The 25,126-nt window shown below is 68.8% G+C and carries 22 protein-coding genes and 2 pseudogenes; 11 read left to right on the top strand and 13 right to left on the bottom strand.

Annotated features, from left to right (window positions below; all coding sequences use genetic code 11):
* Positions 1 to 104: 104 nt before the first annotated feature.
* Positions 105 to 899 (bottom strand): annotated as a pseudogene (locus tag ACZ4K2_RS36110) (IS5 family transposase).
* 214 nt (positions 900 to 1,113) lie between these two features.
* Between ACZ4K2_RS36110 and ACZ4K2_RS36105 the strand changes: the two are divergent.
* Positions 1,114 to 1,485 carry a DciA family protein gene (locus ACZ4K2_RS36105; protein WP_467480779.1) on the top strand — a complete coding sequence of 124 codons (372 nt, stop codon included), beginning with the start codon at positions 1,114 to 1,116 and terminating at the stop codon, positions 1,483 to 1,485.
* 89 nt (positions 1,486 to 1,574) lie between these two features.
* On the opposite strand, the gene ACZ4K2_RS36100 is transcribed toward ACZ4K2_RS36105, so the two are convergent.
* The 3 genes from ACZ4K2_RS36100 to ACZ4K2_RS36090 all read right to left on the bottom strand — a co-directional run bounded on the left by ACZ4K2_RS36100 (position 1,575) and on the right by ACZ4K2_RS36090 (position 3,554).
* Positions 1,575 to 2,195 carry a hypothetical protein gene (locus ACZ4K2_RS36100; protein WP_467480778.1) on the bottom strand — a complete coding sequence of 207 codons (621 nt, stop codon included), beginning with the start codon at positions 2,193 to 2,195 and terminating at the stop codon, positions 1,575 to 1,577.
* Positions 2,192 to 2,668: a hypothetical protein gene (locus tag ACZ4K2_RS36095; protein WP_467480776.1), complete on the bottom strand. Its 477-nt coding sequence runs from the start codon at positions 2,666 to 2,668 to the stop codon at positions 2,192 to 2,194. Before ACZ4K2_RS36095 ends, ACZ4K2_RS36100 begins: the two co-directional genes overlap by 4 nt.
* A 646-nt stretch (positions 2,669 to 3,314) precedes the next feature.
* Complete coding sequence (locus ACZ4K2_RS36090) at positions 3,315 to 3,554, bottom strand: hypothetical protein (protein ID WP_467480774.1); 240 nt, start codon at positions 3,552 to 3,554, stop codon at positions 3,315 to 3,317.
* Positions 3,555 to 3,990: 436 nt separating this feature from the next.
* Between ACZ4K2_RS36090 and ACZ4K2_RS36085 the strand changes: the two genes are divergently transcribed.
* The 4 genes from ACZ4K2_RS36085 (at position 3,991) to ACZ4K2_RS36070 (ending at position 9,901) form a co-directional block, all read left to right on the top strand.
* Positions 3,991 to 4,560, top strand: coding sequence for a DUF4232 domain-containing protein (locus tag ACZ4K2_RS36085; protein ID WP_467480772.1), 570 nt, complete (start codon positions 3,991 to 3,993; stop codon positions 4,558 to 4,560).
* A 992-nt stretch (positions 4,561 to 5,552) separates the two neighbouring features.
* Positions 5,553 to 7,799 (top strand): telomere-associated protein Tap, encoded by a 2,247-nt coding sequence (tap, locus tag ACZ4K2_RS36080; RefSeq protein WP_467480770.1) that lies wholly within the window; start codon positions 5,553 to 5,555, stop codon positions 7,797 to 7,799.
* 12 nt (positions 7,800 to 7,811) lie between these two features.
* A complete protein-coding gene (gene tpg / locus ACZ4K2_RS36075; protein ID WP_467480769.1) occupies positions 7,812 to 8,369 on the top strand; it encodes a telomere-protecting terminal protein Tpg in 558 nt (185 codons plus the stop codon).
* 335 nt (positions 8,370 to 8,704) lie between these two features.
* A complete protein-coding gene (locus ACZ4K2_RS36070) occupies positions 8,705 to 9,901 on the top strand; it encodes a hypothetical protein (protein WP_467480766.1) in 1,197 nt (398 codons plus the stop codon).
* Between the two features lie 214 nt (positions 9,902 to 10,115).
* Here the strand turns inward: ACZ4K2_RS36070 and ACZ4K2_RS36065 are convergent, their stop codons facing one another.
* Complete coding sequence (locus ACZ4K2_RS36065; RefSeq protein ID WP_467480764.1) at positions 10,116 to 11,369, bottom strand: endonuclease domain-containing protein; 1,254 nt, start codon at positions 11,367 to 11,369, stop codon at positions 10,116 to 10,118.
* A 173-nt stretch (positions 11,370 to 11,542) separates the two neighbouring features.
* On the opposite strand from ACZ4K2_RS36065, the gene ACZ4K2_RS36060 reads away from it, so the two are divergent.
* Positions 11,543 to 12,037, top strand: coding sequence for a hypothetical protein (locus ACZ4K2_RS36060; protein WP_467480762.1), 495 nt, complete (start codon positions 11,543 to 11,545; stop codon positions 12,035 to 12,037).
* An 8-nt stretch (positions 12,038 to 12,045) separates the two neighbouring features.
* Here the strand turns inward: ACZ4K2_RS36060 and ACZ4K2_RS36055 are convergent.
* Positions 12,046 to 12,548: pseudogene (locus tag ACZ4K2_RS36055) on the bottom strand (DUF6233 domain-containing protein).
* A 124-nt stretch (positions 12,549 to 12,672) separates the two neighbouring features.
* Here ACZ4K2_RS36055 and tpg (ACZ4K2_RS36050) point away from each other — a divergent pair.
* Positions 12,673 to 13,263, top strand: a complete 591-nt coding sequence (gene tpg, locus ACZ4K2_RS36050) for a telomere-protecting terminal protein Tpg (RefSeq protein WP_467480760.1) — start codon at positions 12,673 to 12,675, stop codon at positions 13,261 to 13,263.
* Positions 13,264 to 13,398: 135 nt separating this feature from the next.
* Entirely contained in the window at positions 13,399 to 13,944 is a 546-nt protein-coding gene (locus ACZ4K2_RS36045) for an AAA family ATPase (protein WP_467480757.1), read from the top strand.
* 518 nt (positions 13,945 to 14,462) lie between these two features.
* Here the strand turns inward: ACZ4K2_RS36045 and ACZ4K2_RS36040 are convergent.
* From ACZ4K2_RS36040 to ACZ4K2_RS36010, 7 genes are all read right to left on the bottom strand, one after another.
* Positions 14,463 to 15,614 (bottom strand): DNA sulfur modification protein DndB, encoded by a 1,152-nt coding sequence (locus ACZ4K2_RS36040; protein WP_467480755.1) that lies wholly within the window; start codon positions 15,612 to 15,614, stop codon positions 14,463 to 14,465.
* Between the two features lie 353 nt (positions 15,615 to 15,967).
* Positions 15,968 to 17,812: a TniQ family protein gene (locus tag ACZ4K2_RS36035; protein WP_467480751.1), complete on the bottom strand. Its 1,845-nt coding sequence runs from the start codon at positions 17,810 to 17,812 to the stop codon at positions 15,968 to 15,970.
* A 7-nt stretch (positions 17,813 to 17,819) separates the two neighbouring features.
* The gene (locus ACZ4K2_RS36030; RefSeq protein WP_467480749.1) at positions 17,820 to 19,082 is read right to left on the bottom strand and encodes an AAA family ATPase; all 1,263 of its coding nucleotides are present in this window, start codon (positions 19,080 to 19,082) and stop codon (positions 17,820 to 17,822) included.
* Positions 19,060 to 21,231 (bottom strand): transposase, encoded by a 2,172-nt coding sequence (locus tag ACZ4K2_RS36025; RefSeq protein WP_467770013.1) that lies wholly within the window; start codon positions 21,229 to 21,231, stop codon positions 19,060 to 19,062. Before ACZ4K2_RS36025 ends, ACZ4K2_RS36030 begins: the two co-directional genes overlap by 23 nt.
* A 94-nt stretch (positions 21,232 to 21,325) precedes the next feature.
* Positions 21,326 to 22,090, bottom strand: coding sequence for a TnsA-like heteromeric transposase endonuclease subunit (locus ACZ4K2_RS36020; protein WP_467480744.1), 765 nt, complete (start codon positions 22,088 to 22,090; stop codon positions 21,326 to 21,328).
* Between the two features lie 273 nt (positions 22,091 to 22,363).
* On the bottom strand, positions 22,364 to 23,068 hold the full coding sequence (locus tag ACZ4K2_RS36015) for a hypothetical protein (protein ID WP_467480742.1): 705 nt from the start codon (positions 23,066 to 23,068) through the stop codon (positions 22,364 to 22,366).
* Entirely contained in the window at positions 23,031 to 23,180 is a 150-nt protein-coding gene (locus tag ACZ4K2_RS36010; RefSeq protein WP_467480739.1) for a hypothetical protein, read from the bottom strand. Before ACZ4K2_RS36010 ends, ACZ4K2_RS36015 begins: the two co-directional genes overlap by 38 nt.
* Positions 23,181 to 23,327: 147 nt before the next feature.
* On the opposite strand from ACZ4K2_RS36010, the gene ACZ4K2_RS36005 reads away from it, so the two are divergent.
* The 3 genes from ACZ4K2_RS36005 to ACZ4K2_RS35995 all read left to right on the top strand — a co-directional run bounded on the left by ACZ4K2_RS36005 (position 23,328) and on the right by ACZ4K2_RS35995 (position 24,928).
* Positions 23,328 to 24,059, top strand: a complete 732-nt coding sequence (locus ACZ4K2_RS36005; RefSeq protein ID WP_467480738.1) for a GIY-YIG nuclease family protein — start codon at positions 23,328 to 23,330, stop codon at positions 24,057 to 24,059.
* Between the two features lie 363 nt (positions 24,060 to 24,422).
* Positions 24,423 to 24,656, top strand: a complete 234-nt coding sequence (locus ACZ4K2_RS36000) for a hypothetical protein (RefSeq protein WP_466208522.1) — start codon at positions 24,423 to 24,425, stop codon at positions 24,654 to 24,656.
* A complete protein-coding gene (locus tag ACZ4K2_RS35995) occupies positions 24,656 to 24,928 on the top strand; it encodes a hypothetical protein (RefSeq protein ID WP_467480736.1) in 273 nt (90 codons plus the stop codon). The genes ACZ4K2_RS36000 and ACZ4K2_RS35995 overlap by 1 nt, the downstream gene beginning before the upstream one ends.
* Positions 24,929 to 25,126 lie beyond the last annotated feature (198 nt).

Raw genomic sequence — 25,126 nt, 5'->3', positions numbered from 1 at the left:
CGCGATCTCCCACAGCCCGTCCGGAACAATCCAACTCCACGTATCCCGCCCCATGCTGAGTCCAACGACGCCTCACCACATAGGACACGGTCTAACTGATCATTTCAGAATGAGGTTCGGAGCCGTCTCAAGCAGATGATGCTGCAGGCGAGTTGGAGCAGTCCGAGGTGGAGGTCGGCTCGTATCTCGTAGCGGATCCTCAGGCGTTTGAACTGGTGGAGCCAGGCGAAGGTCCGCTCGACGACCCACCTGGTCCTGCCCAGGCCGGATCCGTGGGTGGTGCCCTTGCGGGCGATCTTCGGCGTGATGCCGCGAGCGGTACTTGTCGTAGTCGTAGCCGCGGTCGGCGAACAATCGCCGTGGCCGGTGGCGGGGCCGGCCGACCAGGCCGCGGATGCGGGGGATGGTGTCCAGCAGGGGCATGAGCTGGGTGACGTCGTGCCTGTTTCCGCCGGTCAGCGATACGGCGAGAGGTGTGCCGTGGCGGTCGGTGATCAGGTGGTGCTTGCTGCCCCGGCGGCCGCGGTCGACCGGCGAAGGTCCGGTGTGAGCCCCCCTTTGAGGGCCCGGACGTGCGAGCCGTCGACCGCGGCGTCCTCCATGTCCAACAGTCCAGCCTTGCGCAGTTCCGTGAGGAGGACCTGGTGCAGGCGGGGCCAGACGCCGGCCTCGGTCCAGTCCCGCAGGCGCCGCCAGCACGTCACCCCACTGCAGCCGATCGTCTGGGTCGGCACGTCCGCCCAGGTCACGCCCGTGCGCAGCACGTAGACGATCCCGCGCAAAGCCACACGGTCATCCGCCGGCAGCCGACCCGGGTACCGCCGACGCCGCGGCGGACGAGGCGGGAGCAGCGGAGCGACACGATCCCACAGATCATCAGGCACAAGATCATCCGACACTTGCAGAACTCTGCCGCCTACCAGCCCAACTGCCAAGCCCGTGAGCCAGACTCATTCTGAAATGATCAGTAAGGACGACGGCGTCGTGTTCGACCACCTGACCGGTACGGCGAAAGGTCGGCCAGGCGCCTGTTCAGCAACCAGCTCGTCGACGAGGCCCAGCGCCTGTCGGCACCCAAAACCTGATCCTCGGGCACCTCACCTGGGGGCAGGCATGAGCAGCGGAAAGCTGTCCGGGGACGACCTCGCGCGCCAGGCCCTGATCGCGGCCCGAGAAGCAGCCAGGAAGAACGGCGGCACCCGGAAGGACAAACCGATGTGGCGCACCGGCACGGTCGTACGGCGGGACGGCCGCGAGCCGCTCGGTCTCGGCGCCGCGATCAGCAGGATGATGACCGAGCGCGGACTCGCCGTCTCGGCCGCCGACGGCAGTGTCCTCGCCCAGTTCGACGACATCGTCGCCGAAGCCGCGCCCAAACAGGCCGGGCACGTCCCGGCCGTGGCGTTCGGCGCGGACACCGGCCGCTTGGACCTCGCCCCGACGCACGGGTGCAGGGTGCGAACGTCCGCACCGTTCGAGTCCTAGCGCCCGCGCCCGTGAAGGCGGGCCCCGCCACGGCCCCGCAGCCGACGATGCCGGCCGGAGCTACCCCCGGCCGGCTGGCTCGACGTAGCTTAGCTGATCTGCCAGTTTGTGAGGTCCACCAGCAGATCGCAGTGGGGATCGTCGGGAGACGGGTGTTGATACTGCTCCTCTTCGATGAGGGTCGGCAGGGAGCTGATCAACGCGGTAGGGGTAGTGGTGAGGCGGATGTCGACGCCGATGACGCCCGGCCTGTCGGGGCGTTGCACGTACAGGCGAAGCCTGTGGTGCTCCAGCGACAGGAACCCGAGGAGGAAGGGGTTCTCATCGTCGCCGGGGTCTGTCAGCGCGCGCAGGACGGTGAGTGCCTGGCCTTCTTCGGTCTCTGGTTCCGGCGTGATCTCTTGAGGCCGCAGACGGATGATGGTCATCCCCATGGCTTCGCTGATGTCGCCGGAGCTGTAGAACTGGGTGCCGGCCAGGACGGTGCGCAGGATGCCGGGGATGTAGTAGGGGGCCACGGTGTCGTGCGGGATCTCGTACAAAAAGGTGACAGCGTCCTCGCCATCGCCTGACTGGACGGCAATCCGGACGGCCCCCGGGATGGGCAGCACGCCACGCAGACGGCAGCCCTCGGCGATGGGCGCATTGAGGTAGTACAGCAGCAGGCGGCTGACAGCCGCCTGCTGCTCCCTGTCTTCGGGATCAGTCACTGGTTCATCCAAGCGGGGCACTTGTTGTTTGGCTGGTTGCGGCAGAAGGCATTGACGACACCGATCGTCTGCCCCCGTCCGGCGTCGAACCGCTTGTCCTTGGTCTTGCGCGTGTACTGAACGATCACCACAAACCTAACCTGCGCCGGACGGCCACCGGTCCTGATCGCAACGCCGTCGTACTCCAGGCGTCCGTGGCCGTCCTTGCGGTCAACCTTGTCCTTGAGGGCTGCATTGAGGATGGAACACTTCTTGATGTTGTGCCGGTGAGTGAAGTGCTTCCAGCCGAGTTCCGAGTTCCCGAACCGTGTGACGATCTTGCGCCCGTCGATGTCAGTCGACGTGCAGTGGACCCTGAAGTCGAATGGGTCCGGCATAGTCGGGCCCGGCATGGCGTGCGCTGCCGGGGACGTGCCGATGAAAAGCGCTGCAGTGGCCAGGAGCGTAGCCGAAACCGGAAGGATCTTTCTCATGACGAGCTGCCCCCTGTGTCAATCGCTTTTGACGAGGAGCGTGCGTCAACACCTGTGCGTCCTCGTCACGTTGTCGCATGCAAGCACGGTTGGTTCGCAGAGCGCACCGCATTTATGTTCAGATCCGCATAGATTCGGCCAGAGACGGAGAAGTTGACCCTGCAATAAACAGGCTGACCTTTTATACATGTCGCTGAACAAGTCGCCGATTGCTATTGGCTTCAGGTGGCGCAGCAGGAGCCTCGCGCGGAGGAGTGCGGCGAGGCCAGTGACCGTGGCGGCGAGCAGAGAACGGCCGCCTGGATCCGAAGTCACCGCGCCTTATGGCGTACCAGCGGCTGCTGAATTGCTGGGCCACCCCGCGCGCGGCACTCCTATCGTCCCGACGGCCTCCTCCCGTGGCCGCACCGGAGCCGATGGCGCCCGGTAGCGAGGCCTGCGCCTCGCGTCGGCGTCGTCCGGCCCGGTCGGCGCTGAGGCAGTCCGCACGGTGCGGATCCCGCAGCCAGGTGCCTCTCCCGTGCCCCGAATCGCGCCGAAAGCCGCGGCCGCCGCCGTCAGGCGCTCGCCGCGCACCAGGCCGTCGCACCACCGAGCAACCGCGAGGCTTCCGTCTTACCCGTTCGAGAGCGCTCGTCCGGCGCTGTCACGCTTGGGCGCATACCCGGTTGTCGATGGTCACCACGACGGGATCTCCTTCTTCGGAGTAGGCATTGCTGAGGACCCGGGCGGTTGCGTAGTAGACCGGGGAGGCCATGGACCAGTTGGCGTAGGCGATCAGCTCCTCGGGGTCCTCGCCGTCGGACGTGGGCAGGGGGGCGCTTGCCGTGTGGTAGAGGGCCAGAAGCATGGCGACCAGCGACCGGCCGGAGAGGACTGCGGCCACGAGGCCGTTCTCACGTTCTTCGAGAGACGGGGTCCGAAAGTGCGGGTGGCTGCATACCTGGGCGGCCACAAATTTGAGTGAGTAGCAGGATGCGATCGACCGTGGGCGGGGGCGCCGGGAGAGCTGACGACGGCCGAGCACGAAGAGCTGCGCCGGCTGCGGAGGCCTGGGAAGGCCTGTCGGTGCAAGCTCTTCTGCACCTTCGGTGCGCGCCGGGGCGTGGTGAAATCCGTGGCGCGCTGGAGGTGCTTCTGTCTGCCCTGGCGGCGGTCTGCATGGGTGCGGCATGTCGTCACCGTTCCGTCACAAGTAGTCGCCGAACGGAACCCTGGCGCTCTCCCGCCCTGTCTGCACTCACGTACCACGCGACCACGCGTACCGCGGGGCAAGGCGTCGACCGAAACCCGCGGACGAGACGACTCAGGGGGACGACAGCATGCGTCGCAGCAACGGCATTCGCAGGACGGCTCTGGCGACGATGGCGGTCACGGCCGTCGCGGCGGCGGTGACCGGCATCCTGCCCGGCACCGCCATGGCGGCGAGCACCACCACCTCCACTCCGCCGCCCGCCTGCCTGGCCTCCGCCCTCCGGGTGAGCGCCTGGCAGGCCGTCCACCGGCCCGTCGGGACCGGGACCGGGGCGGCGGTCGTGCAGTTCACCAACGTCTCCCGGAGGACGTGCATCCTGAAGGGCCATCCGACGGTCGCAGGCGCCGGCAACGGCTCCCCCGCCCGTAACACCCCGCTCAAGGTGACCCGCACTGGCAGGGCGGCCACCGTGTCGGTCCGGCCGCACGGCAAGGCGTGGGTGAAGCTGACCTTCGTCCAGGTCCAGGGGGAGGCCGACGGCTACTGTGTGTCGGGCAAGGACCCGGTGACGTATCCGGCGATGGTCATCGGGCTGCCGCATTCCGGGAAGCACCGGGCCGCCCTGAACGACGGGGTGTGGGCCGAGTGCGACAACAAGGTGACCGTCACCCCGGTCTCGGCGGTCAAGCCTTCCTGACCCCTCCGTCCCCACAAATCGAGCGGCCTGCACGACGATGGCAGCGCTCTGACCTGCACGTTTATGAGGAACTGTGCTTAAGTGCCGGTCAGCGAATCAGCGCGCCTTCTCGGTGCGCCGATTCGCTGACCGGCGGTGATCAAGGCTCGATGACACAAACTCGCGTCCGTCAAAGTCCGATGGCAAACGGTCAGGATCCAGTGGCACGAGACACGAGTGATCAGGAGTCGGTCACGCCGGATGACCTGCGCGTCCTCACTGTCCTTGGCATCAACCCGCACGCTCTGGAGGCGGCCCCGGACGTGCCGGAGGACGACCTCACGGCGGCCCTGCGGACGCGGGTATCAGGCCCGCATCCATTCGCCCTCGCCGGACCGCCGACCTTGCTCGTCGTTCGGCGCGTAGGCCGTCGCGCCGCGCCGCCTGGACGTGCCGGGGCTCAGGCCGCGGTGGGTGGACCCTGCCGTGACTGCATGATCACCGGCTGGACGGGTTGACCGAGTCGCACAGCTAGGTTCCGCCTTCTAGAGAGGCCGCGCAGGTCACCACCACGATGTACGACTCCGGTAACCAACTCCACGACCAGCGTCGGCGGTGACCGCACCGGCGTCACAGGCGGAACGGTCCAGCGTCCACTTCCACTACGAGCGCTGACCGCGGGGCGGGCGGGGGCGGCAGCCCTCCACCGGAAGCGTCCCCATGGGGCATGTTCGCATCGCTGTTCCGCTGGTCGTCGCGCACCTCGCCGCCGACTACCCGATGCCGCGCATCCTTGTCCTCGCTCTTCCTCACCGCTATCTGACCCCGTTGCATTACAAGGCCCGCGTGAGCAGCGCCCGGGTGCTGCTCACGCGGGCCAGTACGTCGTGCCCTTTGCTGGCGCGCGCGGCAACCATTCCCTCTTCCCCGAACGTAGTACGTACGCCATATGTATGTCAAACGTACGCGCTTTGTACGTTGCATCGGGTAGTGTGTCGGTCGGGAGGTGTTCCATGTCCGAGTTGTTCGACGCGGTCGATGCGCTGCTCGCGTCTCGCGCCGTGCTGCCGCCGCCGGCGGAGCGCAAGCGGCTGCGTGCCGCGCACGGTCTGACGATCGACGAAGTGGCCACCGCGCTGAGGGTGCGCCGGGCCACGGTGTCCGGCTGGGAGTCCGGCAAGACAGAGCCCCGCCCGCCCGAGCGCGATGCCTACGCCCGGCTGCTGGACAAGCTCGCGGAGCTCTACCCTGCCGAGGTCGCTGCCGCGCCGGTTCAGGATGCCGCGGTGTCGGCCGCGTCCACCGCCACGCCCGCCCTGGCGAAAGCGCAGACTCCGTCCACAGGCCAGGCGGCCGACGCTGCAGACACGACGGTAACCGAGAACACCCAGGCCCCTGCCCCTGTTTCCGTCGCCACTGCTCCGGCGGCCGCGTCCCGTCCGGCGCGCACCACCAGGACGTCGTCGGCGTCGCGCCGCCCGGGTGCGAAGAAGGCGGCCACGGGCGGCACCCCGGTGGGCGCCGACCAGCGGTTCGAGAACGGCCCGTTGGCGGTCGTCGATGTCGAAGACGGGCGGGTGTTGGCGTACTGCACCGGCGGCCTGGTCCTGGACGTGCCCGCCAAGAGCATCCCGGCGCTGGTCGACTGGACGCTGCGTGAGGCGAAGCTCGGTCAGCCGAAGCTCGCCGGGCCGGGCAAGGACGCCGACCCGCTGATCGTGCTTACCGAGGCCGCGCTGGAGCGCTACGGCCTTCCCGTCACGCTCACGGAGGAGGAGAAGCACGCCGGGCGGATCCCGGAGGGCCACAAGGTCATCAAGCAGCTCGCGCGCGCGCAGTGGAAGCTGACCAAGCGCGGGTTCGGTCCGTGGGCGCGAATCTACCGCCCCGCTACCGGCTCGGAGCGGGCCTGCGTCCAGCTGTGCATCCCCTCCTGGAACGCGCTGGACACCCGGCACTGGGGCGAGGCCGGGCAGCTCCCGCCGGCGGAACTCGCCCGCGTCCTGAGCGTGTACGCCTCTCGCGTGATGACACCGCGCGGCTCCACCGCAGTGACTGGTCTGGAGCTGATGACCGCCCTGCACCCGCCGACGCGCGCCTCTGAGCCGGACGCCGACGGCAAGCGGCACTCCGAGCACAACCCCGGCTCGCTCGGCAAGGACGCCATCGACCCGATGAACTGGCCGCCCTGCGAGGTCCCCGACGGCCACCCCGTCCTCAAGGACGTGCCGCGGTTCCACGTGCGTGGCCCGGAGGAGAAGCTGTTCGAGGAGGCGTACGACTGGGCGCGGCCGATGACGGACGCTGAGTGCACCCTGCGCCACCTGGTCGGCATCGACGTCAACATGGCCTTCGCCGCCGGCGCGAACGGGCTGAACGTCGGTCTCGGTGAGGCGACGCACGTCAAGGCCCCGGTATTCGACCCGAAGCTGCCCGGCTCGTGGCTGGTGGACCTGTCCCACGTCGACCTGTCCCGTGTGAAGGTCGGCAAGGAGTGGGTGGAGCTGGACGGCTCGCTGCTGCCCTCTCCGTTCACGCCGAAAGGCGAGGGCCCGAACAGGCCGGCCTGGTACGCAACGCCCACCGTGGCGTACGCGGTGGAGCTCGGCTACGAGGTGCGCCCGACCGAGGCGTGGGTCCGCTACGAGAACGGCCGCTACCTGGACGGCTGGTACCAGCGGCTCCGTGACGCCTATCTCGCCACGATGGCCGACCTCGGCGTTGACGCCGACCTCGCTCCGGCCGACTTCCTCGCCGCGATGGACGGCTACAAGGACCGGGACCCGGAGCTGGCGATCGTCGTCTCGGCGATCAAGGCCACGGTCAAGGGCGGCCTGGGCAAGTTCCGCGAACGGCCCCGCGGCGAGGGCTGGCGGCCGGGCCAGCCGTGGCGTGCCCTGTCCCGTCCGACGTGGCGGCCGGACATCCGGGCGGCGGTCATCTCCCGCACCCGCATCAACCTGCACCGCAAGATCGTCAAGCACGCGGCGTTCACCGGGCAGTACCCGATCGCGATCCTTTCGGACTGCGTCGTGTACGCCGCAGGCGGCCCCTCGCCGCTGGAGTTCCTGCCCTACCGGGAGGGCAAGCCGCTGCCCGGCGGCTTCAAGCTCGGCATCAACCCCGGCCTGGTCAAGTGGGAGGGCACCCAGTCCGTGCTGTGGGGCGAGGAAGTCCGGGAGCGGTTCGACGCGCCGGAGCTCAACCTCGCCCGGTACATCAAGGACGGCACCGTCACCGACGTCGACAACGGAGAGTAGGAGAAGGCGGCGATGAGCCTGTTCGGGGACGGCCTGGAGGCCGCGGTGCAGAAGGCGTTCACGCGCCCGGCGCCCAAGAGCGCGGGCGCGCAGATGCGGTACCTGGTCAAGCAACTCAAGGGCACGAAGGCAGTCGCCCAGATGCTGCGGGTCTCCCAGCGCACCGTCGAGCGGTACGTGAAGGACCAGATCAAGAAGCCCCGCCTGGACCTCGCCGCGCGCCTGGAGCGTGAGGTGAAGAAGCGCTGGCAGCCCCAGATCCGGGCCAAGGCCAAGGCGAAGGCAGCGAGCACGGGCGGCATCGTCATCGACACCCGCGCCCGCATGGGCTACACCGCGCCCATCGGGTCGACGGACCAGGACCGCATCCGGCACCTGACCGTCGCCCTGCCCCCGATCTACGCCGCCCGCCTCTTCGACGCCCAGGAGCAGGGGGCCAGCGACGCCCGCCTCCAGGAGATCGCCGCCGAAGCGCTCAAGGAGGTGTACTTCCAGGACGGTGGCCGCCGCGCCGGCTCCCTGGAGGAGGTCCGGTTCACGGACATCGAGCACCTCGAGTTCGAGCTCTAGCAGCCGCGCCCCGAACAGCCCGTGAGCCCCGGTGTGACTGAGCGCTTCAGTTGGCCAGTGAGCGTGCGAGTTTGCCGTCTGAGTGTCCCGTGTCGATGTTGTGGCTGAGCTGCTCGGCGTGTGCGTCGAGTAGTGGCTCCGTCTGCCGGTCGGTAGGAAGGGCAGGCCTGACGACAAACGCTGAAAACATGGGTACTTGGATGGCTGAAAGGCGTCTAATAGGTGCTGTGACCGTATCTGATGCCCTATGGCATTTCGCCGACATCGGTAGCGACTCTGTCAGCTTGATCGTGGAGACCCCTGCCGGAACGCACGTACGCCGAATACCCCCAGCCATGCCCTTGCCTGCCGATGTGGAACCGGGTATCGGTGCCGAGGAGGCCGCGCATACAGCAGCTGCTACCTGGGGTCTGCCCGACTTTGTGTTCCAATCCTCGCTCACCCGCAAGGGCTCCGGGCAGCGGGAGCTGGGCGACCGGCTGCTGCTCAGTGGCACACGCGGCGCGGTCGTCCAGATCAAGAGCCGCACCGTAAAGCCGAAGGGCGACGCGGAGGAGCGAGCCTGGATCCAGAAGGTGACCAAAAAGGCGATGAGCCAGGCCAAAGGGACCGTGCGTATGCTGCGCCTCCAGGCGTCCGAAATGGTCAACGGGAGAGGCACCACCCTGTCCGTGGCCGGGGATGCGTACGAGTGGATGGCCGTGTCCCTACTCGACCACGACCAGATTCCGGACGCGATGGTGCCCACGTTCGAGCCGATCGGCATGCCCGCGTTGACCCTGACCCGCCGGGACTGGGACTTCCTCTTTGACCAGCTACGCTCCACCACTGCGGTGCTGGATTACCTGTTCCGGGTGGCCGGAGAGCCGCCCATCGCACTTGGCGACGAGCCGGTGCGGTACTACGAACTCGCGGCGGCTGACGCTGCCGCACCGCCAGTGGACATCGACACCGAACTCGTCGGACCGGGCGGTCGCCGGTTCTCTACGCCTCTACTTCCCCAGGTCCCGGCGGGGGCCGGCCAGACCAATGCCCATCTGGTCATCCGGTACGTGCTCGAAGACGTGGCCACCAGCATGCTGCGCGACGCGATCTCCGAGAGCGACCGGCTCACAGTGCTCGCTGATCTTGACCGCCTCCCGGTGGGCATGCGCGAGGAATGGGGCCAACTGCTCCTCGACATGCTCGACGATGTCGAGCAAGCTCCTGATGGCCAGGTCATGTGGCGCTCACGCCGTCAGCTCCACCAAGAGGCGTCCAGCGACCGGCAGATGCTCTTCGTCTGCGCGACACGATTCGACAAGTACGTGGAAGCGTCGTTCGGCAGCTACGTCATGCTGCGCCACCACCAAGTCGGCGAACGCACCGGTCGGCCGGAGTCGCTGTGCAGCGTCGGCGTGATGCTCACTCCGAACCACAGCGGAAAGCGCCCCTGGGACACCACGCTGGTGAGGGTCTTGGGCCCCAGCCAGCTCACTTCTGAACAGGTCGCCGAGTTCGAGGTGCTGTGGCCACAGGGCGGCAACGCCTGAGATGTCAACCGCGCGTCGCTGACAGGCGGTGCAGGAGTCCGGTGGCGTCACGGCATCGACTACAGCCATGCTCTTCCCGAGGTGAGCACACGGTTGGCCAACTCAAACGGTCAGTTACACCCGGACCGAGTTGGTCTGAGTTTCGTTCGCGTATCCGCGGGGGTCGGATGGTGATGCACGCGATGCCGTGTACAACGACGGCGCCGGGTGCCGGTTACCCCGCTGCCGTGGCCGGGCCGGGAGAAGGCCGGCCTTCCCGTGCGGCGAGGGCCGCGTCGACGAAGGCCTGCACGAGCGCGGCCGTCTCGGGCGCTGTCACGTCTTTCGTCCACCGGCTGGCGTGCCATCCGCTGCACTCCAGCTCGAACCGGCGCACGCCGTGGGCGTGCTCCACCTCGCGGGCGTACGGCTCGCGCGGGCAGCGCCCGTGCCGTTCGGTCTGCTCCAGGTGCGCGCGGACGACGGCGGTGTGGAACCGGCGCGGCAAGGTCCGTTGTTCGAGGCAGCCGCGGCATTCCAGGAGATGCAGCGCCGCGCCTTCGAGGCGGAGGAAGAGGTAGGGGAGGCCTGTTCCTTCGCGGGTGTTGCAGCTGCCGCACAGCGGGCCGCGGACGTAGCCGTGCTCGTGGCAGTGGTCCCACGCCGCGGCCGGGCTCTGCTTGCACAGTCGGCACAGGTAGTCGTCTGCCCGGGTACCGCGCCGGCGGTGAGCGTCGTAGAGCACGCCCCGCAGGTGGCCGGTGTACAGCTGGCTGGACTCCCCGGCACACGGCGGGCACAGGGTGACGTACCCGGTGCGGGTGTTCCTCCTCCAGTCGCCCAAGTACGGCCCCTGGGCTCCGCAGCGGCACAGCCGGGCCTGGTCGACCAGCTCGCCCTCCCGCTGTTCCCAGCGGTCCAGGAACTCGGTGTAGGCCCGCGGCAGGAGCCAGGTCTCACCGTTCCAGGCCAGCAGTTGGAGGGGCCGGGTGCCGGCGATGTTCTGCAGGTGCCGGGCCTGGCTGCTGTAGGCGACGAACTCCTCCCACGTCAGGCCCCCGGGCAGCCCGTTGCCGCCGATGGCCCTCCAGTCGCCCCACTCCTCATAGGGACGGTTCTCCTGCACCAGCTTGAAGCGGGCCCGCTCGACCATCCACGACATCAGCGTGCGCCGCCAGTCGGGCCGGTGCCACTCTTCCGGATCGCGCTCCGAGATGTCGCGGTACGCGGGTAGCTGCACGTCGACGACGTCGCCTAGGTCCACGTGCAGGTCCGCCAGCGCCTGGCCGGCGGCACGCACGTCCCGCTCGTCGTACATCCAGCGCGCCTTGTGCTTGTAGCAGCGCACCGCTATGTCACCGAAGAAGACGTGCCCGTGCTGCCGCAGGCGTGGCATGTGAAGAAGCACGTCGGGATCCAGCGGGACCGCGGCGGTGTGCGTCAGGTCCGCGAAGAGGGAGCGCGCTCGCTCCCGGGTGACGAGAGGCATGACCGGATGGTGGCAGCAGCCACTGACAACTCCCCCTGCGCTGCGCGTTCCTGCGGGGCCGATGCGAGTGAAGCCGTCCGGCGGCTGTTCCAGCGCGCTTACGATGCAGTCGTAACACGAAGGCGTTCAAGGAAGCCGTTGCCCAGACGCTAACGGAGCTGGCCCACCGAGGGGTGACGCTCGCGCCGGCGACGGTCGAGGACACGATCGAGAAGAACATCAGCACCGTGGCCGAACGGCTCGGGATCCAGACGCGCCCCGCCTGGCGGTACTTCGACGCCGCCGCCCTCGCCGACCGCCTCGCGCAGAGCCAGGCCTCCTACGGGGAGAGCAGCAGCGAGAAGGGCGTCGGGCAGGCCCCGATGCCGCCGATCGACACCCCCGAGCTCGCCCTGGTCCTCGCCGGGGTGCCGGAATCCCTGGCCCAGACCGGCGGCGACCTGTACGCGGTCATTATCAACGTCGCCGTCAACGCCTGGATGGCCGGCCACATCCACGGTGCAGACGGCTGCACCGGCTGCGACGGCAGCCGCGGCCCGGCCGGACACGACTGGGAAGCTCGGATGCGCACGATCACCGAGCTGCAGCCCAACATCACCAAGTGGTTCGACCGCGACGTGTGGACCCGCGCTGTCAACGACGCCGGCTACACCGTCGCCCGCCGCTGACCTGCCGCTCAGGTCTCTTCGAAACCGTGGTGGAAGCCCTGGAGGACGGGATCCAGCTCGGCGGCCGCGCCGCACAGCGAGCACAGCCGCACTCCAGGCTGCTCGGCTGCGTCCAGGGCCCGCTCAAGCGTCAGCACCGGCGCCCCGGCCGGCACCTCTTCGCAGCCCACGGCGTGCACGACACCACCCCGGCCGGGACCGCGGCCGCCGGCCTTCGCCAGCACCCAGCCCGACGCACGGCGCGGCCCGAGGACCTGATCCACGACGGACGGCTTCGGCAGGTACTCGGTGGGACGGCGTCGTACGAGACGCCGTCCACGGGCCGCACGTGGTCCGGAGCGCGCACCCAGACCCGGTACTCGGCGGGCTCCACCGTGTCCCCGGGGCCGTTTCGGAATGCCGGTAGGCCGACCTCGTACCTCCAGCCGTCGGGCGTCTGGCGCCGGGACCACAGGTGAGCGACGACCTCCTGGTCCCCGGGCAGCAGCACCCGGATGGGCGCGGGCACCAGGCTCGGAGGCGGAGGACGTCGTCACGACTCCCACGGTACGGACGAGCGCCGGGACGCCGACGATCGGCGCGACCTGCGCGGACGACGGCCTCTGTCCACAGGGCTGCGATGGCCGACTTGTCGCATGAGCGATCACGAGCAGCAGCAGCCGGCCCCGCGCCGCGGCAAGGTCCTGGAAGCCCTCGCGCGGGCGGAGCGGAAGGTGTTCACCCGGCCCGCGCCGAAATCCGCGAATGCACAGGTGAAATTCCTCCTCACGCGAGTGAAGGGGTCGGCCAAGGCCCTGGCGGAGCGCGTAGGCACCTCGACTCGCACGATCGAGCGCTATCGCGCTGGGAAGCTGAAGAAGCCCCAGAAGCGCCTCCAGGCTGCTCTGGTGGAGGAGACGGAATCCGAGTGGCAACCGCAGGTCAGGGCACAGGCACGCGAGCAGGCAGCCGCCTCCAACGGCATGATGGTGGACGTGACGGCGCACTTCGGATTCACCTGCACAGGCAGCTCGGACGACGGCCGCGAGCGCACCATCACCACGGCGATCTCGCCCACCTACGCGAAGCAGATCCTCGAACTCCAGGAGGCCGGTGCGACGGAGGAGGAGCTGCATCCGCTCGTCGCGGCGGCCATCACCGAGTCGTATTTCACCGACTGGGGCACCCGCGCCGATGGCCTGCGAGCAGATTTCACAGACGTCCAGTCCATAGAATTCCGGTTCTGACTCCGCGAAAGTCTAATCCTGCTATAAACCATGTCCTGAGGCGAAGCACGATAGTTGTCACATAGGCAGGCTTGTTGTCACCCACGGTCCGATATTGCCTCGCCTGAGGTGGTCGCCCGCTGGCAGGCTGCCCGTATGGATCACGCAGAAGTACTGCTCATCGGAGGACGAGCTGGTGTCGGCAAGACGACGGTAGGGTGGGAAGTCTCGGCGCTGCTGCGCTCCAAGGCAGTCGCTCACGCGATCATCGATGGTGACTTCATGGGGCAGGTGCATCCTGCACCAGAGGGAGACCCGCACCGCGCAGAGATCACCGAGAGCAACCTGACTGCCGTGTGGGCAAACTTCACCCAGCGCGGATACCGGCGCCTCATCTACACGAACACCTTGAGCGTGCTGCCGGAGGCAGCGGGCATGTTTGAACGTGCCATGGGGGGTGGAGTACGGATCACACGAGTCCTGCTCACCGCCTCGGATGCCACCGCCCGCGAGCGGCTGGTGGGCCGGGAACGCGGCTCAGAGCTGGAACAGGAGCTGGAAGGGAGTGTCCGCAAGGCACGACTCCTGGATCAACGGGCCCCTGAAGACACTGTGCGAGTAGCGACGGACGGGCGGCTCATCGTCGACATCGCATGGGAGGTAGTGGCCGCCACCGGATGGACGACCATCGTTTCTCCGTGACAGAAGGGCTGCCGAACAAGTACTTGTGACAGGTCGAATGCCTCGTTGGTGACAACCAGGCTGCCTCGTCCAACTCTACCCACCAGCTCAGCCGACTTCGCCGGTGACAACTTCTGCGCTTCGGCTCACTCACTGAGCCGAAGCACGGTAGTTGTCACATAGGCAGGCTGGTTGTCACCGACCAGCGTTGTCCTTCCTCAGTGCAGTTGGCGGATCCCAGTCTCATCCGAGTTGTCGGATTCTCACTGAGTCGTGGTTTTCGCCCTCGGCGCGCGGCCTTTCGAGGGGCCGGGCCGGTGCGGTAGCCCTGGTGGATTCCCATCGGCCAGGGAGAAGGGGCTTCTTCTCGACGAGCATCCAGCCTCAGTTCCGTCGGTCGACGGTGAGGGTTGCCGCAGTCGGGGCAGGTGTCTGGCGTGGCGTGGCGTTCCTGCAGCTGGTTCCTTTCTGCTCGGGTCGGGGTATGAGGAAACCCTGCATCCCGCGCTGCGGGGCAGGGTTTCCTCATGTGGGGTGGGTTAGCTGTTGTCGCCGAGGATGACCTCGGCGAGCTTCGAGGCGGCAGTCTCCCAGGCAGTACGGCCAGCGACGAGCTTGCCGGTGTCCGGGTCGACCAGGTTGCCCGCGAAGATGGTGTCGTCCTCAGTGATCCCCTTCTCCTTTTTGGTGCGGTCGAAGCTGACCTGGTCGATGGCGTTGACGGCGTCCGCGATGCTGAGGCCGTGCTCGTTGGTAGTGCTGTGGACGGCGAACGCGATGGCGTACAGGACGCCGGCGGAGGTCAGGTAGGTGGCCTCACGCAGCTCGGGCGCCTTGATGTCACCACTGATGACGTCGGCGAACCGCACCATCTCGCCGAGCGAGGTCCAGAACTCGGTGAGCTTCGCACGGGCGGACTCGGCGCCCTCGCCCTCGAAGCAGGCGTTCACGGCCTTGTCCATGGTCGCCGGAGACCGGTAGCCGTTGCCGACCAGGAGCAGGCCGGAGACGTAGCGGATCGTCTTGAAGGAGAAGAGCTTGGCGGAGAGCTTGCCGGGGTTGTCCTTGAAGTATTCGACGCGGTCGTCGAACAGCGGGATCGTCTCGAAGAGGTCGGACAGCTCGCGGTTGATGGGCTGGCGCCGGTCCATGGACTGGCCCATGGAGGTCGACGGCGCCTTGACATTGCGCTGGAGGTCGGCGAAGTCCTGCGCGCGGCGCTTCATGTCGTCCTCGATGACGACGATGAGCGGTTGGCCGGAGTGCTTGAGGCGGTGAATGACCTCCGACTCGGGGTCGGACTCGTTGACAATCTGGTCGTAGGCGTTGCTGCGGTGCTGGCCATCGCCGATGTCAAACTTGGAGCCGATATCGATGGAGAGGTAGCCGGGCTTGACCACGTCGGCCTCGGTGGTGATGCCGGCCATCGGAACGGACGTGAACTCGGCTTCCTCGCTGGTGAGGTACAGCACGACGGCGCCGAGGACGAAGTGTTCCTCGTTCTCCAGGTACTCGCGGATGCCCTTGACGTGGTGGGCGTCGCGGGGGCGGTTGCCATGGGTGCTGGCCTTCTGGTCCCAGGGCTGCGGTTCGGCGACCATGCGGACGAGGTCAACGGCGCCCATGGCGGTGGTCATCATCTGTCGGCCGCCCTGAGTGTAGGCGATCACGGGAATGTGGATCTTGGGCATGGCTGTGTCCCTCCCCTGTGCACGCTGACGCAGGGCCCCTGATGGGCCGACGGATCGTCAGGTACGAGAGATGACAGTACTACTGCGGACAGTCGGTCCGTCAAGTCCCGGATTGTTGCGTAGCGTCGAACTGCGGCGTTGCGTAGGAAGAGATGTTTCCGGCGTAGTAGTTACGGAATCTTGCGTAGCTAAGAAGGTTTTCCGCGTAGCTCCGATTGCTACGGTGATCGTTCTTGGTGATCAGCTCCGCAGCTTCCCTCCTCCATGAACGCAACCGTCCCCGACCGTCGTGCAGAGTCGATCTCCCGCAGCCGGGCGTAGTTGAACGGCGTCTCAGTCCGGCGGGGCAGGCGTTATGGGTGGTTGTCGATCGCCTTGGCCAGTTGCTCGGCGTGGTCTTCGAGCAGTGGCTTGAGGGCGCCGTAGTAGGGCTGGTGGTCAGTTGTGCGGAGCCAGTGGAACACGTTGTGTCGCTCCCGCGTCCAGACGGCGCGCAGTTCTGGGTCGGGGGCGATGTGAGGCGGGCAGGGGGCGAAGTCGGGTTCGCCTTCGGTGACGCGGGTCCAGATGTAGGCGCTGACGGCCATGCGCCTGCGGTCGCCGCTGAGAGGCTTTCGGTGGCTGGTGAGGTCCGGGAGTCGGCTGAGTATGTGCTGCCAGTTCTCGGGTTCGAGCGTCCAGGTGGCGAGGGCCTCGCGTCGGTGTTGGAAGTCGATGGCGGGGCCTGTGAGGAGTTCGTCGGTGATGGCGTCGAGTGCTCGCTCGAAGTCCCGGGCTCTGCCGGTGGTGCGGAGGCGGCGGTTCAGCAGCTGTGTGTAGCCGAGCCTTTTGTTCTCGGGGTTGATCCCGAGAAAGTGGGCGGCTTCGTCGAGGGCGCCGCCGCGTGTGCGCCGGACCAGGAAGACCGAGGCTGCGCGTCGGCGCATCTTAGGGGCGATGTCCGAGAGGAAGCCGAGGTGGCGTTCGGCCAGGTCTTCAGGCAGGCAGGCCGGGACGTGTTCGGGTCGCAGTCCGATGCCGATGGAGGGGAGACGGAGCCCGCCTTTGCCGGTGCGCCGGAAGGTGGGAACGATCGTGTCGGCGGCGAGCTGGAAGCGTTCGGAGCACGCGCTGCGTTGCTTCTTGAAGCTGTTGTCCCAGATCAGGTGTCGCGTGGGCGGGATTCCGCTGCGGGTCCGGTTCTCCTCGGGGGCGAGGGAGGAGAGTGCTTCGCGCAGGTCGCCGGCGGTCAGGATGCGATCGGTGACCTGGAGGACGCCGGCGCAGGCGAGCGCATCGACGGGTGCCGCGTTGGAGCGGTAGGGGCGGGCGTCGGCGCCTTCGTGGATGGCCAGGTGCCGGCTGACGGCCGCAGCGAGATGGCGGGTGGTGCCGACCGCCTGGATGCGCGGCCAGGAGATCATGACCAGCCCGGCGAGCAGGATGAGCTCGGTGAAGTACTGCTGTGCCGGCCGTCTCGGCCGGCCTGGTTGGAGAAGGCCGAGGATCTTGTGCTGGAGCGCGAGCAGGGCGGGGCCGGGCCGGTGGTGGTGGAGTGGGTCGTGCGTGAGCGGTGCCCCGCAGGGGGCGCCGTGGCGACCGGCAGGGATGTCCCGGATGTCGGTGGAGGTCCGGCAGTGAGCGGGGTGGATTCCGGTGGCGGCTGGGCGGGGAAACAACTGGGCCTTGGTGTTGGAGTTGACCGGCTTGTGGCAGTGAGGACAGAGGTGTTCCAGGAATACCTTGTGGAGCGGGCAGGCGAAGACGACGGGAAGGCGCCAGAGTATCTGCCAGGGTCCGCCGTGGGCGTTCTGGATGTCGGAGCCGTCGCCGGCGAGGCAGTGGGGGCAGTAGCGGGCGGTGGTGGCGAACAACCATCCGTCCGTGTGCATGGAGTAGACCTTGCCAACCCGGACGTTGGTGACGCTGCGGGCAGCCGGCGGGTAGCGGGGGGCGAGGGGCTCTAGCGTCATCGCGCGGACCTCGCGGGGGTCCAGGCGGGTGGTGGCGGCGAAGTTCTTGATCTCGGCGGGGGTCAGCCGCGTCGAGAGTGACGCGCGGGCCCGCCCGAGCCGGTCCTGTTCGGTCAGGCCGGTCTGCCGGGCAAGCTCGTGGGGCGAGATGTGCAGGCGGTGGGCCAGACGCAGGGCGAAACCGGTCAGGGACTCGCCCTTCAGTGGGTCGAGGCTGAGTCCGAAGGGCCGCCGCCCGTGGCTCATGGTCCTGTCAGTCACCTGCGGCCGGCCTGTTCCCACGGTCGTCGAGGACCGTGTTGCGTCCGCGCCGGCGGCGGGGTTTCGTGGGCGGAGCGGTGTTCGTCGGGATGTCGGGGACTTCGCCGGCCCCGGGGTCGAGGTCATCCAGGTTGCCGAGGTGGATCGTGGTCTTCGCGAGCAACTCGGGGGTGAGCCGTTCTTCGCCGGTGAGGATCGCTTCGGTGCAGCCGTCCTCGATCAGCCTCCGCAACAGGCCGACGACGCCGCGGGTGCGGCCGAAGAGGTACTCGGGCATCTCGCCGCTGGTCAGCATGCCCTCGAAGGACCGCAGGAGCCGCAGCTGGTCCTCGATACCGGCGAGGTGGTCGAGGAAGGCGGTGATGCCGGCCGGGGTGGAGTAGTCGAACGGGTCGAGATCGACCATGTCGAACCGGCGGCCGGTCTGCGTGGCAGCCGCGGTGCTGTGCCGCCCGACCCGCCCGTTGTCGGGGAAGACCCACTGTCCGGTGCGCTGGTCGACGTAGGCGCCGCGCAGGAGTCCGGAGCCGGGGATGTCCACGCCGATCAGGATCAGGGTGACGTTGAGGTCCATCAGCTCCCGGATCAGGTCAAGGGTGTCCTGGTCGTCCTCGCGGTGGAGCCGGAGCCGGGTGATGTCGTCGATCAGCAGGGCGGTGGTGTGATGGTCCCGGATCGCGTCCCGCACCGCTCTGACCAGGTCGTCCAGCGTTCCGGGGTGCGGGTTACCGTAGACGTTCAAGATCGCCTTGCAGAGTCCCTTGGGTGTCGCGCGGACCGGCAGGCGGCAGTAGGCGACGGGCACGAACACATCCCGGGTGCCGGGGGTGGGGCCGGGCAGCAGCTGGTGGTGGACCTCGCGCCAGACGTCCTCGAAGGACGCGGCCGCGTCGCAGGCGGTCTCGGTCTTGCCCTGGAACCCGCCGCCGTTGACCATCAGGCCGTCGCGGGTGCCGGGCATGAACTTCACCGCGTTGTTCTGCAGCCGGCCGCGCATCAGGTTCGCGACCCGCGCGCTCATCGGGGTCTCCTGCAGCCGCATGTTGACGTGCGTCGCGGTGCGGTGCAGGTCGTGCAGAGCCCGCCGCCGCGGGCTCAGGCTCTGGTAGTCCGCCAGTGTGAGCCGCGGTGCGGGCACGAAAGTGCCGCGGATCTTGCGCCACTGCTGCCAGCCCTCCCAGCGGGTGCGGTCCGGCGGCGGGCCGGCCCGCAGGAACGGGACGACCGCGTGCTCATCCGGCGTCGTCTGGTCCACCACGGTCCTCCTCCAAGTCGTCCTCGGGCAGGACGAACACGCTGCGGGCTCGGAAGCTGTGGCCCAGCTCGGGCGGCGGGACGGGTGCTGGCAGGACGGCCTCCCGCCGCCGGCGCCGTTCCCCCGCGACCGCTTCCTGCGTCTGGTGGGCCCGGCCCGGCCAGCTCAGCACCGTCGCCGTCTCCTCCCCAGCGGGAGCGGGAGCGGGGGCGGGTGGTAAGGCTGGCGCGGGCGTGCTCTTCGGCCGGTCGGCCTGCGCGACCCTGGCCTGGTGCGTCTCGCGGGCGTGCTCGGTGCGCTGGGACTTCTTCAGCTGGGTCGGCCACTTGCTGACCGGGATGTGCGAGCCGATCAGCTCCAGCAGCACCGGCAGCAGTTCGGTGTCCGACTTCGGCTTCAGCCTGGCCGTCGCGGCCTTCGCGAGCAGGGCGCTGGCCCGCGCGTCCCCGAAGGCCGGCATCTGCCCGGCCCGGGGCATGCCCGTCCAGGGCAGAGGGTGCCAGGCATGGCTGATCGGGTCCTGGAAGAACACCTGGCGCCGGTCCCGCGGGTCGCGGCGGATGAGCCACTTGCCCTTGTGCTTGCCGCCCCGCGTCGACAGCTCGCCGCGGTAGTCCCGCAAGGCGTCCGGGTCGTCGTACCAAAGTCCGCGGATCTTCACCCCGCGGCGCTTGTCGATGCGGACGTAGTGGGCGGGCAGCAGCTCGTAGAACAGCTCCGGGGAGGGGATGTCCATCGCGAAGCCGGTCTGCGCGAACGACGCCGCGAACAGCGAGTTCGGGCTGTGCGAGCCGTCCGGATCCCAGGCCGGGGCGTACTCGCCCAGCTTGCGCTTTTGCCAGACGGCGACGATCCAGGTGGCGATCAGGTGCTCGAGCTGGTCGGCCGTCAGCACCGCGTCCGCGGCCGGGTCGGCCCCGCGGTCGGCGACGTCGACGCCGGTGTAGCCCACCAGGTGCTCGAAGAGCAGCTGCCGGATCACGCCGAACGCCCGCTCGACGGCGGCCTTGTCGGTCGGCCGCAGCACCCGCGCGGGCAGGACCTGGCAGCCGAGCACCCGCTCGACCTCGACCAGGTGGTGGTTGCGGTAGACCGATCCGTGGTCGGTGGTCACCGTCTCCGGGGTGAAGAACGGCAGGCCGGCCACCGCGTGCCCGGCGAACTCGGCCACCACGGCCGCGGGCAGGCCGGGGTAGGGCCATTCCAGGTCCTCGCCCCAGTCCGCCCGCATCGGCAGCGGCATCGTCACGTCCCGCAGCACCATCGCGACGTCCACCGAGGTGTCGGAGACCAGCGTCAGTCGGAAGGCGACCAGCGAGTGCGTGCAGACGTCCAGGGCCAGGGTGAGGTGCATCTTCACCGGATCGCCGAAGACGTGCTCGCGGACCATGACCGGCAGCACCGTGGTGTCCAGCGCGACGACCTGGCCCGGCCGGTGCACCAGGACGTGCCCATCCGACTCCGGCAGATCGGCCGAGCGCGCGTAGCGCTGCCGGGCGCCGCCGGGGCCGAACCACTCCTGCCAGAGCCGGCGCAGGGTGTCGTAGCTGGGCACCTTCGTCTCGGGCCCGAACTCCTCGCGTACGTACTGGCGGATCATGCGGTCCTTGGTCCGCATCGACACCTTCGCCATCCGCTGTGTCTCCTCGCGGACCGCCAGGACCGCCTCCCGCACCTCCTCGGAAACCGTGCGGGTTCCGCCGCTGCGGCGCAGCCAGCGGTCGTCCGCGCAGCCGACCAGACCGAACCGGCGGCGGGCGTTCTCCCAACGGATCAGCGTCCGGTAGCCGACCGAGCCCAGCCCCAGCAGCCTCGCGTGCTGCGGATCCAGGGCCGCGAGCTCCGCCACCTTCGCGTGCCGGCGCTCGGTGAGCGTCGTCGTCGCCGGGTCGTACTCAGGCTTCGGCTCGCCCGGGCCCGGGTGGAACGGGTCGCCCGAGCGGAACCCGGTCGCCACTTCCAGCAGGTGGGCCATCCGCAGCTCGGTCAGCTCCAACCGGCCCGTCTTCAGGTCCTCGGACGCCTTGCGCTGGCGGCCCCGGTCGGCCCCCGCCGACGACGTCCGCGACGACGGCCGGCACTGCGGATGGTTGGCCAGGAACCTGAAGGTCATCCGCTCGCGGGTGCCGTCGTCCTTCACCAACTGCACTCGGCCCAAGTGCGGTTCGCGGCGCTCGACCGTCCACTCCGTCCCGTCCAGCACCAGCCCGGCGCCGGGGGAAAGGTCAGCACCGCCGCCGCGGTCACCGGCCCGCCTCCTCGGCGGACAGCACGAGCGAGCCGTCCTGAAGCGGGCCGGCCAGGTCGACGCCCAACTGCCTCGACCACAGCAGGTGCAGCAGCTGGGCCCGGGCGACCGGCTCGCAGCCCGTCGCCGCCGCGAGCTCGCCGAACCTTCGCCCGCCCGCGGCCTCGGCGAGCAGCACCGGCCGCAGCCCCAGCGGGTCGGAGCTCAGCCGACGCTGCGACGCCATCGCGTCGAGCCCGGCGAAGGCGTGCTCGCGCCAGCGGGCGGCCACCGCGTAGCGCCAGCCGCAGGCGACGGCGACCTCGGCGGCCGCGGCGAACGACTCCCGGTCCGACTCCTTGATCAGGGGCTCGGGGCGTACGTCGATCAGCCAGACGCCGCGGCGGGTCACCGCGAGGTAGTCAGGGGTGTGGGCGCGGCGCTTCCCGCAGGTGGCGAAGGAGATCTTCAGCGGCTGCGAGACGACGTCGACCACGTCGCCAGCGAAGTCCAGGGCCAGCAGCACCCGGCTCTCCTCCAGGCTCTCCGCGCCGTGGTGCCGGCCGGTGCTGGTCAGGAACTGCAGGCCAGGACGGTGCCGCTGGTCCCGGCGCCAGGTGAAGTGCCGCATCGGGTCGCTCGTGAGCACCGGCTCCTGTACGAGGTCGTGCACCGAGCAAAACGCATCGTCCTCGCCTGCCCGCCACGAGACCGTCCACCGTCGCGTCCAGCCGTCGTCGAGATCCAGACCGGACCTGCCCGCGTCGACGTCCGTCGGCACGAATAGGTCCTCCCAGCCGCACTGATGCGACCAGACGGACCCGGTGTCAGCTGCGTCGACTACCCTTCCCGACCCGGCGTGTGTAGCGGCCATGAGCTCATGGAAGCGCCGTGGAGAACCTCAGGCTCCCGATCTTCGTTTCTGGTGACAGAAAGACTGCTGAGTGAGCGTCTGTGACAAGTCGGATGCCTCGTGTGTGACAACCAGGCTGCCTCGACCGTCCTCATTCGCCAGCTCAGCCGGTCCTGCTGGTGACAACTCCTGAGCTTCGGCTCATGTCCACGGGCCGCCGTACAGGGCTCTGGCGGCGGCCCGCCCCGATTCTCCACCACGAATACGAGGCTGTCGATGACCTCTCCCTGGCGCACCGCCCGCCGATCGACCGTCCCGCGCGTAGCCGCGCCGCGCGAGCCGGTCGACCCGGCCCGCATCGGACGGCGCGTCGTACGGCGCCGGGCGAAGGGGATGGACGCCGGCGCCGTCACGGCGGCCCTCGAGGACACCCGCTTCGACGCGCGGCAGAACTCCCGGTTCGAGGACCTGGCCGACGACGTCCGCGGCCGGGCGGAGCTCGCAGAGTGGGAGCGCCTGGCCCAGCTGCTCGCCGACGCGCCCTCGGGCACCGTCTACGTCCCGGACACCGACGACGTCGTCCAGGCCGAGCTCGCCGCCGACGCCGAGGCCGCCGCCGCCCGGCAAGCCGAGCTGCGCGAAGCGGCCCGGATCGCGGCCCGCGCCGACGAGCTCCAGGCGCTGCGCGACCTCGGCACCCTGGACCAGGCCGAGCCGGCCGAAGGCGACGAAGCTGCCCGAGACGAGCTCACCCGGCGAGCCGGCGGGTACGTCCCGGCCGACGTCGACGCCTGGCTCGCTCACGCCCTCGCCGCCCACCGCGGGCACTACCGCGACCCCGCCGCCCGCGAGGAAGCCCCCGGCCTTCTCACCCCGCCGGTCGCTGGCCCACGCCGCGCTGCTCACCGAACTCGCCCGCCTGGTACCCGGCGCCCACGTCGACGAGCTGGTGTTCGCGGCCCGGCTCGCCACCGCCGAACCCGAAGCCGCCGGCGCGCTCGCCGCGTTCCTCACCCACGCCCGCACCGAGGGCCACTGACCTCGCTGTCCTGTGTCATCGGACGTTGACCGGTTGCCACTGAACCTTGACCAACGTCAGTTTGTGACAGCGAAGCGGCCATGGATGTCACCGCTGCGCGCTACGGTGCCGACCGGAGAGGTGAGAGTGGATATTTACGAGATAGACCCGGCGACAGGCACGTACCTGGGGCCCCCGTACGACTCGATGTACGTCTACGCGATCGGGACGGCCGACGCGCTGAAGGTCAAGATCGGTTACACCACAGGCCGCCTAGAACGTCGCCTGTCAGAGATCCAAGTAGGCTGCCCGCTGCCTTTGGAGATCCTGTGGTGGGCTGAGGCTGGACCGGGCCTCGAAAAAGCACTGCACCGCATTTTCGCCCGGCAGCGCCTCCGCGGCGAATGGTTTGAACTCGGGCCAGAGCGACTGTCGATGGTTGACGCCCTGTACGAGGAGTTGTACTGCGAGAACTACGCGTTGATCGAACAGGACGCGGCGCAGCACCACGCCCGACAAAAGGCCAGCCGCATCCGTGCCGCACTGCTCGCTCAGCGCAAAGCGACCCCTCCAAGCAGCGTGGCTCCTACCCAGGTACCAGCGGCACCTCCGCCCCTGACGGCAGCCGTCATCCCCGGTGAACTTCACCTGACGCTGCGCTTACCTCCGGACACCGCATCGGGCGGCGCTGTGGAATGGATGGCCGTACTCGACCACGGTCAACAAGTTGCGCGGCTTCCGGCGCCGTCGACTCCAGGGCCTCACCTGCGTCTGAAGCGTTTCAGTAACTACAGGTCACGCTTCGTGGTCTTCGCTGGAAATCGCACTGGCGTCTCCCTCCCTTCAGCTGCTACCGAGGTGACAGCTCGAACCTGTTGACGGCGGTCCGCGTTCTCATTCCCCTTCATCGATCAAGATTCGGTGGCACGCAGTCAAAGTTCGGTGGCAATGGATAGTCGCCGCCCACCCCGCGCACTGATCACCGACGGTGACTGTCACGCTGTCACGCTCCTGTGTCACGCGCCCCTTGATCCGGCTGTCACACTGGGGTGTCACGCTGCCCACCGGTCCCGCAATCACGGGGCTGACCCCCGTTTTCCGGCCTCGCGCCGATCAGCATGACACCCCTCCGGGCGCGGCTACGGAGTGCAACCGATGCCCAATTCGGCCGGAGCAGTCCCCGCCCCGCTTGCCCGGCGATACCGTGGTGAGACCCGCTAGTTACGCGCCCTGGAGCCCTCGATGAGCGAACAGCCGGCCCCCGCCGACACCGCCGCCCGGAAGCTGGAGCCCGCGGCCGCCGATGCGGTCCGTGCGTACGCGGCCAAGACCCGCGCCGACGCCGACCGGTTCGCCGCCGTCCTGGAGGACATCGCCACCAACGGCTTGCCCGACCCCGAGCAGTGCACCCCGTGGGAGGAGCTGCGCGAGGCCCACCTCGCCCGCCTCGCCGCCCAGCGCCCGGCCGTCGCCTGATGCCCCCGCAGCACGGCCCCCGCCGCGCTCGGATCGCGTTCTCCGACTCCGCCGCCAAGCAGCTGGAGAACATCACCAGCGAGGCGGAGATCCACGCTTTGGACCGGGCCTTGGTCGTCGTCTCCGTCGACCCCGAGATCGGCGATCCGATCCCCGGCAGCGCCGCCGGCCCCCAGCTGCGCGAGTACGCCGACGAAGTCGAGCGCGTACGGCTCCTGTACTGGGTGACCGCTCTGCGGACCGTGGTCGTCGTCGCGTACCTCGAGGTCTGACCCGCGACGTCCCGGGCCGGGCCGACTGCGGGACGGCATGTTCGTTGGTTGGTGAGGGATCGGGTCCGCCGGTTGGTGAGGGATCGCTCGCGTAAGACGAAGACCTAGTACTCCAGCAGCGTTTCGCTATCTTGCCTGGTCACAGGCATCGCCGGGAGTGTAGTGGGCTGCTGGAACGTCAGGGGCGGTCTTGCCGGA

Source organism: Streptomyces sp. NPDC025833 (assembly GCF_055558055.1).
The sequence above is the reverse complement of the archived record's forward strand: the minus strand, read 5'-3'. Positions and strand labels throughout refer to the sequence as shown.